The following is an 11164-nucleotide window of genomic DNA, read 5'->3' as shown; positions in this document are numbered from 1 at the left end:
GTTCTCAAGGAACGGACGCTTCCTTTGTACTCACCCTCTCGGGCTTTCCTCCGGGCTTCCCTTCGGTGTTTCCGACTCTATCAGACCCTTTCGGTTCTGATTTCCTCGGCCGCTTTCCAGTCAAGCGCTTTACGCGCTTTTCTTTCCGGCGGGCCCGACTTTATCAGAGACTCTGAGTCGGAATTTCCGTCCCGATCGAGGTGTCCGGTTCACGCGAGCGTGTCGGGTTCCCGTCCAGGCGGAGCCGTAAACGTACTGGAGCGGGGCGCCCCGATGCAAATCGGGGTGCCCCGCTCCCAGTTCACGTCTGGTCACGCAGGTCAGACGGTCGTCCCGGTCAGACCTCGACCACGACGGGAAGGATCATCGGCCGCCGACGGTAGTTGTCCGAGACCCACTTGCCGAGGGTGCGGCGGACCAGCTGCTGCATCTGGTGGGGTTCGACCACGCCGTCCTGCGCGGAGCGTTCCAGAACCTCCTGGATCCTCGGCATGACGTCACCGAAGGCCGAGTCCTCGATGCCGGAGCCACGGGCCTGGATGTGCGGGCCCGCGGTGATCTTCCCGGTACTGGAGTCGATCACGATGAAGACCGAGATGATGCCTTCGTCCCCGAGGATGCGCCGGTCCTTCAGCGCGGGTTCCGTGACATCGCCGACGGAGAGCCCGTCCACGTACACATATCCCGCCTGGACCTTGCCGACGATCTTCGCCTTGCCCTCGACGAGGTCGACGACGACTCCGTCCTCGGCGATGACGATCCGGTCGTGCGGGACGCCGGTGAGGGCGCCGAGTTCGGCGTTGGCGCGCAGATGGCGCCATTCGCCGTGGACCGGCATCAGGTTGCGCGGCTTGCAGATGTTGTAGAAGTACAGCAGTTCACCGGCTGAGGCATGGCCGGAGACGTGCACCTTGGCGTTGCCCTTGTGGACGACGTTGGCACCCCAACGGGTGAGGCCGTTGATCACGCGGTAGACCGCGTTCTCGTTGCCGGGGATGAGCGACGACGCCAGGATCACCGTGTCGCCCTGGACGATACGGATCTGGTGGTCGCGGTTGGCCATACGGGACAGGGCGGCCATCGGTTCGCCCTGTGAGCCGGTGCAGACCAGGACGATCTCGTGGTCGGGGAGGTCGTCGAGGGTCTTGACGTCGACCACCAGACCCGGCGGGACCTTGAGATAGCCGAGGTCCCGGGCGATACCCATGTTGCGGACCATCGAGCGGCCGACGAAGGCGACCCGGCGGCCGTATTCGTGGGCCGCGTCGAGGATCTGCTGGATGCGGTGGACATGGCTGGCGAAACTCGCCACGATGATGCGCTTGCGGGCGCCGGCGAAGACCTGCCGCAGGACGTTGGAGATGTCCCGCTCGGGCGGTACGAAGCCCGGGACCTCGGCGTTCGTGGAGTCCGAGAGCAGAAGGTCGATGCCTTCCTCGCTCAGCCGTGCGAAGGCGTGCAGGTCCGTGAGGCGGCGGTCCAGCGGGAGCTGGTCCATCTTGAAGTCGCCGGTGTGGACGACCATGCCCGCGGGGGTGCGGATGGCGACCGCGAGGGCGTCCGGGATCGAGTGGTTGACGGCGATGAACTCGCAGTCGAAGGGTCCGATCCGTTCCCGGTTCCCCTCCACCACCTCCAGGGTGTACGGACGGATGCGGTGCTCCTGGAGCTTGGCCTCGATGAGCGCGAGGGTCAGCTTGGAGCCGATCAGCGGGATGTCCGGCTTCTCGCGGAGGAGGAAGGGGACACCGCCGATGTGGTCCTCGTGGCCGTGGGTGAGAACGATGCCCTCGATGTCGTCGAGGCGGTCTCTGATCGATGTGAAGTCCGGCAGGATCAGGTCGATTCCGGGCTGCTCCTCCTCAGGGAAGAGCACTCCGCAGTCGACGATCAGCAGGCGGCCTTCGTACTCGAAGACGGTCATGTTGCGGCCGATCTCGCCGAGGCCACCGAGCGGGGTGACCCGAAGGCCGCGTGCCGGGAGCTTGGGCGGGGCGCCGAGTTCAGGGTGCGGATGACTCAAAAGACTCTCCTGACCATGCGCGCCACGTACCCGTGGCACGTGGCGCGCATGTCGTTCGTGCATAAGCAGTTGTCGGTGGTCGGACGCGGGCCGATGTGGGGTTCGGGCCCGCGGTGGTGCGTATTCAGTTGTGAAGTCTGTACCTACAGCTGTACCCCGCCGGCGGCCAGATCGATCTTGAGCTGGGCCGTCTCCTCGGGCGTCAGCTCGATCATCGGCAACCGCAGCGGACCGCCGGGCAGGCCCTGGAGGGCGAGTGCGGCCTTGGTGGTGATGACGCCCTGGGTGCGGAACATGCCGGTGAAGACGGGGAGCAGTTTCTGGTGGATCTCGGTGGCCTTCTGGACGTCGCCCGAGGAATACGCGTCGAGGAGAGCGCGCAGGTCGGGTGTGACGACATGGCCCACGACGGAGACGAAGCCGACGGCGCCGACCGAGAGCAGCGGGAGGTTGAGCATGTCGTCGCCGGAGTACCAGGCGAGGCCGGAGCGGGCGATGGCCCAGCTCGCGCGGCCGAGGTCGCCCTTGGCGTCCTTGTTGGCGACGATCCGTGGGTGCTCGGCGAGCCGGACGAGTGTCTCGGTGTTGATGGGGACGCCGCTGCGGCCGGGGATGTCGTAGAGCATGACGGGCAGCTCGGTGGCGTCGGCGACAGCCGTGAAGTGCCGGAGCAGGCCCTCCTGCGGGGGCTTGTTGTAGTACGGCGTGACGGTGAGCAGGCCGTGGGCACCGGTCTTCTCGGCCGCGCGGGCGAGTTCGATGCTGTGCCGCGTGTCGTTGGTGCCGACTCCGGCGACGATGTGGGCGCGGTCGCCGACCGCGTCCAGTACGGCTCGGACCAGCTCCGTTTTCTCCGCGTCGCTGGTGGTCGGGGACTCTCCGGTGGTGCCGTTGATGATCAGGCCGTCGTTGCCTGCGTCCACCAGATGGGCGGCGAGCCGCTGCGCGCCGTCGAGGTCGAGAGCGCCGTCCGCCGTGAACGGCGTGACCATGGCGGTGAGGACCCTCCCGAAGGGGGTCTGCGGAGTGGAGGTCGGAGCCATGGGTAATACGCTACTCGCTGCTCAGCACGGGGTCCCCCCTCGGGGGATGCGGGCGGGTCCGACAAAACGCCGGTCGATGTGACAAAGAGCTGCCGGGACGTGACGGGGAAGAGGAGCCCGGCACTGCCTGCTCGGGGGTTCAAGCAGTGCCGGGTCCGTTTGATCAGGCTAGATGAACTTCTAGAAATGCCGCAATACGGACACTTCGCCGTGCTGATCCGTACATCTGTGCCGTGAGGGTGCCCTGAGGGTTACGGCGCCACGCGTCCGTTGGCGTTGAAGGCCGCGTGGGTCAGAGGCATCAGCGCCGCCCAGTGCTGTTCCATCTTCTCGCCGACCATCTCGATCTCCCGCTGGGGGAAGGACGGCACCTTCGCCAGTTCGTGCTGGGTGCGCAGGCCGAGGAAGTGCATGAGCGACCGGGCGTTGCATGTGGCGTACATGGATGAGAAGAGGCCGACCGGGAGGACCGCGCGGGCCACCTCGCGCGCGACACCGGCGGCGAGCATCTCCTGATACGCCTCATACGCCTCGCGGTACGAGTCCTCCATGACCCGGCCGACCAGCTCCTGCTGCGCCTGCGTGCCCTCCACGAAGACGTACTTGCCGGGACGGCCCTCCTGAACCAGCTTGCGGGCCTCGTCCGGCACGTAGAAGACAGGCTCCAGCTGGCGGTAGCGGCCCGACTCCTCGTTGTACGAGTTGTGCACGACGATGCCGTTGGCGAGGAAGTTGTGCCAGGGCCCTTCCACCGAAAGGTCGTACGTCATCTCCTCGCCGTCCGCCTCGATGGCGACGACCGGGTCCGGAACGGCCTTGGCGATCTTGCCGCCGCGCTGGGCCAGTGCCTGCTCACCGGCGCTCTTCACGGCATGGCAGGGCTCACAGGCCGGGGCGAGGTTCTTCTCGTCGAGGGCCTGGGTCAGGTCGCCCGCGACCGGAACGACATGGTCCAGCGCGAGCTGATCGCGCGGGAAGCCCTGCCCGCAGAGGTGACAGGTGTCGGTTTCCTTGATCAGCCTCTGCCGCTGCATGGAGGTCCATACGCCGATGCCACGCCGCAGGCTCGGCGGGATGAGTGCCTGCGAGGGGCGGGGAGCGGTGCCGGCCGCCATGACGGCGTCCCCGACCGTGAGTTCGCCTGCCTTGCACCAACCCTCAGGGGTGAACACCGCGTGGTCGACGGTGCAGCGGAGCGTCTTCCCGGAGGCCGTGGTGATCTTGATCAGAGGCTTTACGCCGGACTCGATCACGTCGACGATCCTGGCCCGCTGGGCGAGCAGGGTCTCCTCGTCGTAACAGCGGACGTGGTTGCGACGCACTGATTCGAGCTTGCGCAGACGCGTGCTCGGGTGCTGTTCGCGGAATTCCGCGACGGCCGACTCGGCCGCCTCGCGGCTCTCGTACAGCCCGAGGTAGTGGTTGGTCCCACCGCGCCCGACCTGGGCCATCCACTTGCCTGCCCGGCTGTGCCAGGTCACGCCGCCCGCGGAGTGCGGGAGGCGGTCCTCGACGCCGAGGTGCCAGAGCTTGTGGAGTTCGGCGATGGTCCGCCGGCGCAGGTTTCCCGCTTCGCTCTCCAGGGTGATCTCCGTGTCACCCGCGATGCACCATCCCACGCGGTGGCGCATGAACTCGCGGAACACGAAGATCGGGGCGCTGATGAAGAAGGTCATCGAGTTGTGCTCGAAGGGGCTGCCGTGGCGGTCGCGCATCAGGTAGTTGATCAGGCCCTTGGAGCGCTCCGGGTCCTTCTTCAGCTCGTCCAGCGACTGCTCTCCGACGGTGGAGACACGGGCTGCGAACAGCACGTCGGAGTCCGTCGCCGCATGCTTCACCAGTTCGACGGAGACATCGCTGCGGAAGCTCGGCTTCAGATCGTCGGCCGGGGTCTGGGTCACGGTTGGGGGGTCCTTCCCATCACGTCCATCGGGCGGCGCCCACTCTACGACCCGGCGCTGACAATCGGTCGTTCGGCCGCGAGCGCCGACATAGCCCCGCTGATCGCACCGAACAGCCCCGAACATCACGGAACGCCGACGAACTTCGGCGAACTTCTGCGAATTCGGTGAAACAGGGCACCTCTCGCGAGGTTCGAGCGTCTGTATGGGTGACAGTGTCCCGTTCGACACCCGAGGAGAAGTGCTTCCCATGTTCCGTCGGCGCGAGCCCGTTCCGTTCGCCTTCATCGCCGAAGCCGACAAGTTCCGCAGCAATGTCACACCGCCGCCCCGCGAGCGCGCCACGGCGAGTCAGATAGCCGGCCGCTCCCTGATCGGCCTGACCCTGGTCGGTGGCCTGGTCGGCGCCCTGGTCTTCGGGCTGCCCGCCCTCTCACTCGATCAGTCACCGGCGAGGACGCAGCACTCCGAGGCGTCGAACAATCGCTGACTCGTCCGGACCCCCCAGGGTGGTAGGCATGGTCACGGCTCGGTAGCCTCACCGGGCACAGCCCGTGCGTGGATTGAGTGAGGACCAGTCGTGCCCCTGCCCTTTCTGACGGCCGACCGCGCTTTCGACGAGGCCGCGGACGACATCGCGCTGCCGTTCGACGACCGTGACCGCTGGCGCCGGCCCTATCGACCAGGCCCGTGGCGAGTGGGGGCCGCCGCGCTCCTGCTGCTGCTCGCCTCATATGTCCTGTTCGCCGCGGTGATCATCGCCTTCGCGGGCGGTCTGTCCGGCGCGGCGGCCTGTGGTGGTGGCGCCCTACTGATCATCGTCGCCGCGCTGCGGTTGCTGCGGATGGGGGTCTGGGTGAGCGCCCGTGGCCTGCGCCGCGTGGGGTTCCTCAGCACGAAGACTCTTCCGTGGACTCAGGTCACCGAGGTGCGTACGGTCCAGCAGCCCGTGCGGTGGCTGGGGCTGCCGCGCACCGTGCAGGGGCAGGCACTCGTTCTCGTACGCGGGAATCGGCGGGGTGAAGCGGCGGCGCCGTTGTTGACGACGCACAACGCCGACTTCCTCGCGCGCCCCGAGGCGTTCGAGCGGGCGGCGGACACCGTCGAGGTGTGGGCGGAGGAGTACCACCGCGGCTGAGCAGCGTCGAGACTGAGGAGCGCCGCGGCCGAGGAGCGTCGGCGGGTCAGGGTCCGGGTCCGGCGCTCCGCGGGTCAGACGCTGAGGGGTTTTCCGTCGTGCAGGGAGATCGCCCGCTGCATGGCCTTGCGGGCGCGGGGTGTGTCGCGGGCGTCGTGATAGGCGACCGCCAGCCGGAACCAGCAGCGCCAGTCGTCGGGGGTGTCCTCGGTCTCCGCCTTGCGCTTGCGGAACACGGCGTCCGCCGAGTCGCGGTCGATCCGGCCGCCGGGGGTGCGGACCAACTCGTCGACGGGTAGCCCGCCTTCGGCCTCCAGGACGGTGGCGAGCCGGTTGGCGTTCCGTACGAACTGGGTGTTCTTCCAGAGGAACCAGACGCCGATCACCGGGAGCACAAGGACGGCGAGGCCGAAGGTGACGGTGAGCGGGGTGCCGTTCTGGATGAGCAGCACTCCGCGGCTGCCGACCAGGACGAAGTAGCCGACGAGGACGGCCGCCGTGACGGCGTAGGTGATCTTCGCGCGCATCAGGGTCAGCCGAGGTCCAGGAAGTGTTCCAGGCCGAAGGTGAGGCCCGGGGTTTCCACGACGCGGCGCACTCCGAGCAGGATGCCCGGCATGAAGCTGCTGTGGTGCAGCGAGTCATGGCGCACGGTGAGCGTCTCGCCCTCGCCGCCGAGCAGCACCTCCTGGTGGGCCAGGAGCCCGCGCAGCCGTACGGAGTGCACGGGGATCCCGTCGACGTCCGCGCCGCGCGCGCCGTCGAGCGCGGTGACCGTGGCGTCGGGCTGCGGCTCGCTTCCGGCCCGTTCGCGGGCGGCGGCGATGAGTTGCGCGGTCCGGGTGGCGGTGCCGCTGGGCGCGTCGGCCTTGTTCGGGTGGTGCAGCTCGATGACCTCGACGGACTCGAAGTAGGGCGCCGCGAGCTGCGCGAACTTCATGGTGAGGACCGCGCCGATGGAGAAGTTCGGGGCGATCAGGACACCCGTGCCCGGTGCGGCGGCCAGGGAGGTGTTGAGCTGTGCGAGGCGGTCGTCGGTCCAGCCGGTGGTGCCGACGACGCAGTGGATGCCGTGCCGGACACAGAAGTCGAGGTTGCCCATGACCGACCCGGGTGTGGTCAGTTCGACGGCGACCTGCGCACCGCTGTCCGCGAGGCTCTCCAGCTTGTCGCCGCGGCCCAGCGCCGCGACCAGTTCCATGTCGTCGGCGGCCTCCACGGCGCGTACCGCCTCCGAGCCGATACGGCCCTTGGCGCCGATGACCGCCACGCGCAGCTTGCTCATGTGCTTGTTCCTTAAGGGGAGTTGGGCGACTCGGGGCTTCAGGAAACCGCTTCGTGCAGGCGGGCGGCCTGCTTGTCCTTGAGCGGGCCTATGACCGAGAGCGACGGGCGCTGTCCCAGGATGTCGCGGGCCACCGCGCGGACGTCGTCCGGGGTCACCTCGGCTATCCGGACCAGCATCTCGTCGACGGACATCTGTTCGCCCCAGCACAGCTCGCTCTTGCCGATGCGGTTCATCAGCGCGCCCGTGTCCTCCAGGCCGAGGACGGTGGATCCGGAGAGCTGGCCGATGGCGCGGCCGATCTCGTCGTCCGAGAGGCCGTGCTCGGCGACCTGGTCGAGTTCGTCGCGGCAGATCTTGAGCACGTCGTGCACCTGGCTGGGGCGGCAGCCCGCGTACACCCCGAAGAGGCCGCAGTCGGCGAAGCCCGAGGTGTACGAGTACACGCTATAGGCGAGGCCGCGCTTCTCGCGGACCTCCTGGAAGAGGCGCGAGGACATGCCGCCGCCGAGTGCGGTGTTCAGGACGCCGAGTGCCCAGCGGCGGTCGTCGGTGCGGCTCAGACCGGGCATGCCGAGGACGACATGCGCCTGCTCGGTCTTGCGGCCGACCAGTTCCAGGCGGCCCGCGGTACGCAGCGCGCGCCGGCCCTCGCGGGGTGCGATGGGCTGGGCGTCGGTCCGCTCCAGCGCGCCGGCCTTGTCGAAGGCGGCGCGGACCTGGCGTACGACCGTGTGGTGGTCGATGTTGCCCGCGGCGGCGACGACGAGGTGCGTCGGGTCGTAGTGCCGCTTGTAGAAGCGGCGGATGCGGTCGGCGCCGAGGGCGTTGACCGTGTCGACGGTGCCGAGGACCGGGCGGCCGAGGGGGGTGTCGCCGAGCATGGTGTGCGCGAACAGGTCGTGCACACAGTCGCCCGGGTCGTCCTCGGTCATCGCGATCTCTTCGAGGATGACTCCGCGCTCGGCGTCCACGTCGTCCTGGAGGATCAGGGAGCCGGTCAGCATGTCGCAGACGACGTCGATCGCCAGCGGCAGGTCGGTATCGAGGACGCGTGCGTAGTAGCACGTGTACTCCTTGGCCGTGAACGCGTTCATCTCGCCGCCGACCGCGTCGATCGCGGAGGAGATGTCGAGCGCCGACCGCTTCTTGGTGCCCTTGAAGAGGAGGTGTTCGAGGTAGTGCGTCGCGCCGTTCAGCGAGGGGGTCTCGTCGCGGGAGCCGACGTGGGCCCAGATGCCGAAGGTCGCGGAGCGTACGGAGGGCAGGGTCTCGGTGACGACGCGGAGGCCGCCCGGCAGGGTCGTACGGCGGACCGTGCCGATGCCGTCCTTGCCCGGGAGCAGGGTTTGGGTACGGGCGACGGCCCGCGTCTCCGAGGAGACACGGGCCGTCGCGCGAGGACTACGGGACGTCACTTGTCGGAGTCGTCCTTCTTGTCCGAGGGAGCGTCGTCGTCGCTCTCGCCCTCGACCACGGGGATCAGCGACAGCTTGCCCCGGGAGTCGATCTCGGCGATCTCGACCTGGACCTTGGCGCCCACGGCGAGCACGTCCTCGACGTTCTCCACGCGCTTGCCGCCGGCCAGCTTGCGGATCTGCGAGATGTGCAGCAGGCCGTCCTTGCCCGGGAGCAGGGACACGAACGCGCCGAAGGTGGTGGTCTTGACGACCGTACCCAGGTAGCGCTCGCCGACCTCCGGCATGGTCGGGTTGGCGATCGAGTTGATCGTGGCGCGCGCGGCCTCGGCCTGCGAACCCTGGGCGGCACCGATGTAGATGGTGCCGTCGTCCTCGATCGTGATGTCGGCGCCGGTGTCCTCCTGGATCTGGTTGATCATCTTGCCCTTGGGGCCGATGACCTCACCGATCTTGTCCACGGGGATCTTGACGGTGATGATCCGCGGGGCGTTCGGAGACATCTCGTCCGGCGTGTCGATGGCTTCCATCATCACGTCGAGGATGTGCAGACGCGCGTCGCGGGCCTGCTTCAGGGCGGCGGCCAGGACCGACGCCGGGATGCCGTCCAGCTTGGTGTCGAGCTGGAGGGCGGTCACGAACTGCTTGGTGCCGGCGACCTTGAAGTCCATGTCACCGAAGGCGTCCTCCGCACCGAGGATGTCGGTGAGGGTGACGTAGTGCGTCTGGCCGTCGATCTCCTGCGAGATCAGACCCATGGCGATACCGGCGACGGGGGCCTTGAGGGGCACGCCCGCGTTCAGCAGGGACATGGTGGAGGCGCAGACCGAGCCCATCGACGTCGAGCCGTTGGAGCTGAGGGCCTCGGAGACCTGGCGGATCGCGTAGGGGAACTCCTCGCGCGTGGGGAGCACCGGTACGAGCGCGCGCTCGGCGAGGGCGCCGTGACCGATCTCGCGGCGCTTCGGGGAGCCGACGCGGCCGGTCTCACCGGTGGAGTACGGCGGGAAGTTGTAGTTGTGCATGTAGCGCTTGCGGGTCACCGGCGACAGGGTGTCGAGCTGCTGCTCCATGCGGAGCATGTTCAGCGTGGTGACGCCCAGGATCTGGGTCTCGCCGCGCTCGAACAGCGCCGAGCCGTGCACGCGCGGGATGGCCTCGACCTCGGCGGCGAGGGTGCGGATGTCGGTGACACCGCGGCCGTCGATGCGCTTCTTCTCCTTGATGACGCGCTCACGGACCAGGGACTTGGTCAGCGAGCGGTACGCGGCGGAGATCTCCTTCTCGCGGCCCTCGAACTGCGGGAGCAGCTTCTCGGCGGCCAGACCCTTGACGCGGTCCAGCTCCGACTCGCGCTCCTGCTTGCCCGCGATGGTCAGCGCCTGGGCCAGCTCGTCCCGGACGGCGGCCGTGAGGGCCTCCAGGACGTCGGCCTGGTGGTCCAGGAAGATCGGGAACTCACCGGTCGGCTTGGCGGCCTTCGCGGCGAGGTCCGACTGGGCCTTGCACAGGACCTTGATGAAGGGCTTGGCGGCGTCCAGACCGGCGGCGACGATCTCCTCGGTCGGCGCCTCGGCGCCGCCCTCGACGAGCTTGATCGTGTGGTCGGTGGCCTCGGCCTCGACCATCATGATCGCGACGTCGCCGTCCTCCAGGGTGCGGCCCGCGACAACCATGTCGAAGACGGCGTCCTCAAGCTCGGTGTGCGTCGGAAACGCGACCCACTGGCCGCGGATCAGCGCGACGCGGACGCCGCCGATCGGGCCGGAGAAGGGCAGACCGGCCAGCTGCGTGGACGCGGACGCGGCGTTGATCGCGACGACGTCGTACAGGTGGTCGGGGTTGAGCGCCATGATCGTGGCGACGACCTGGATCTCGTTGCGCAGGCCCTTCTTGAAGGACGGGCGCAGCGGGCGGTCGATGAGGCGGCAGGTGAGGATCGCGTCCTCGCTGGGCCGGCCCTCGCGCCGGAAGAAGGAACCGGGGATCTTCCCGGCGGCGTACATACGCTCCTCGACGTCCACCGTGAGGGGGAAGAAGTCGAGCTGGTCCTTGGGGTTCTTGGAGGCGGTGGTGGCCGACAGCACCATGGTGTCGTCGTCCAGATACGCCACGGCGGAACCGGCGGCCTGCTTGGCCAGGCGGCCCGTCTCGAAGCGGATGGTGCGGGTGCCGAAGGTGCCGTTGTCGATGACGGCCTCGGCGTAGTGGGTCTCGTTCTCCACTAGTGATATCTCCTCGTCTTCGTCCCTTGCCCGTGTGGCGGGGACGGTGGCGGAGAAGCGCGCCTTGTGTGCGGGCCGGTCTTCGATCGAAGCACCCGGGGTCGTGTTTCTTCCCGGGGGCCACTACCGAG

At 68.3% G+C, this 11164-nt stretch carries 8 protein-coding genes and 3 pseudogenes; 2 read left to right on the top strand and 9 right to left on the bottom strand.

Annotated features, from left to right (window positions below):
• Positions 1-337: 337 nt before the first annotated feature.
• From ACFVT5_RS30050 to ACFVT5_RS30030, 5 genes and pseudogenes are all read right to left on the bottom strand, one after another.
• A complete protein-coding gene (locus ACFVT5_RS30050; RefSeq protein WP_389894434.1) occupies positions 338-2023 on the bottom strand; it encodes a ribonuclease J in 1686 nt (561 codons plus the stop codon).
• Positions 2024-2166: 143 nt separating this feature from the next.
• A complete protein-coding gene (gene dapA, locus ACFVT5_RS30045; RefSeq protein ID WP_389894432.1) occupies positions 2167-3066 on the bottom strand; it encodes a 4-hydroxy-tetrahydrodipicolinate synthase in 900 nt (299 codons plus the stop codon).
• Positions 3067-3317: 251 nt separating this feature from the next.
• Positions 3318-3767, bottom strand: a pseudogene (gene thyX / locus ACFVT5_RS30040) (FAD-dependent thymidylate synthase); the annotation flags it as partial.
• A gap of 3 nt (positions 3768-3770) precedes the next feature.
• Positions 3771-4517 (bottom strand): annotated as a pseudogene (locus ACFVT5_RS30035) (HNH endonuclease); the annotation flags it as partial.
• A 159-nt stretch (positions 4518-4676) separates the two neighbouring features.
• A pseudogene (locus ACFVT5_RS30030) lies at positions 4677-4967 on the bottom strand (FAD-dependent thymidylate synthase); the annotation flags it as partial.
• A 250-nt stretch (positions 4968-5217) separates the two neighbouring features.
• On the opposite strand from ACFVT5_RS30030, the gene ACFVT5_RS30025 reads away from it, so the two are divergent.
• Entirely contained in the window at positions 5218-5457 is a 240-nt protein-coding gene (locus ACFVT5_RS30025) for a hypothetical protein (protein WP_389894430.1), read from the top strand.
• Positions 5458-5547: 90 nt separating this feature from the next.
• Positions 5548-6105, top strand: a complete 558-nt coding sequence (locus tag ACFVT5_RS30020; RefSeq protein WP_389894428.1) for a hypothetical protein — start codon at positions 5548-5550, stop codon at positions 6103-6105.
• A 74-nt stretch (positions 6106-6179) separates the two neighbouring features.
• Here the strand turns inward: ACFVT5_RS30020 and ACFVT5_RS30015 are convergent, their stop codons facing one another.
• From ACFVT5_RS30015 to ACFVT5_RS30000, 4 genes are read right to left on the bottom strand one after another with little or no spacing between them, the layout of a single operon-like run.
• Complete coding sequence (locus ACFVT5_RS30015; RefSeq protein WP_389894426.1) at positions 6180-6632, bottom strand: tetratricopeptide repeat protein; 453 nt, start codon at positions 6630-6632, stop codon at positions 6180-6182.
• Positions 6633-6637: 5 nt separating this feature from the next.
• The gene (gene dapB / locus ACFVT5_RS30010; protein WP_389894424.1) at positions 6638-7390 is read right to left on the bottom strand and encodes a 4-hydroxy-tetrahydrodipicolinate reductase; all 753 of its coding nucleotides are present in this window, start codon (positions 7388-7390) and stop codon (positions 6638-6640) included.
• A gap of 38 nt (positions 7391-7428) precedes the next feature.
• Positions 7429-8808 (bottom strand): M16 family metallopeptidase, encoded by a 1380-nt coding sequence (locus ACFVT5_RS30005; RefSeq protein ID WP_389894422.1) that lies wholly within the window; start codon positions 8806-8808, stop codon positions 7429-7431.
• On the bottom strand, positions 8805-11033 hold the full coding sequence (locus ACFVT5_RS30000) for a polyribonucleotide nucleotidyltransferase (protein WP_389894420.1): 2229 nt from the start codon (positions 11031-11033) through the stop codon (positions 8805-8807). Before ACFVT5_RS30000 ends, ACFVT5_RS30005 begins: the two co-directional genes overlap by 4 nt.
• Positions 11034-11164 lie beyond the last annotated feature (131 nt).

The organism is Streptomyces sp. NPDC058001 (assembly GCF_042886315.1).
Lineage (GTDB): Bacteria > Actinomycetota > Actinomycetes > Streptomycetales > Streptomycetaceae > Streptomyces.
Note: the sequence above shows the minus strand (reverse complement) of the source record. Positions and strands in the feature narration are given on the sequence as shown.

Excerpts from the sequence above, each read along its gene's own strand:
- ACFVT5_RS30025 (WP_389894430.1), top strand. The coding sequence starts at position 5,218 with ATGTTCCGTCGGCGCGAGCCCGTTCCGTTCGCCTTCATCGCCGAAGCC.
- ACFVT5_RS30015 (WP_389894426.1), bottom strand. The coding sequence starts at position 6,632 with ATGCGCGCGAAGATCACCTACGCCGTCACGGCGGCCGTCCTCGTCGGC.
- dapA (WP_389894432.1), bottom strand. The coding sequence starts at position 3,066 with ATGGCTCCGACCTCCACTCCGCAGACCCCCTTCGGGAGGGTCCTCACC.
- dapB (WP_389894424.1), bottom strand. The coding sequence starts at position 7,390 with ATGAGCAAGCTGCGCGTGGCGGTCATCGGCGCCAAGGGCCGTATCGGC.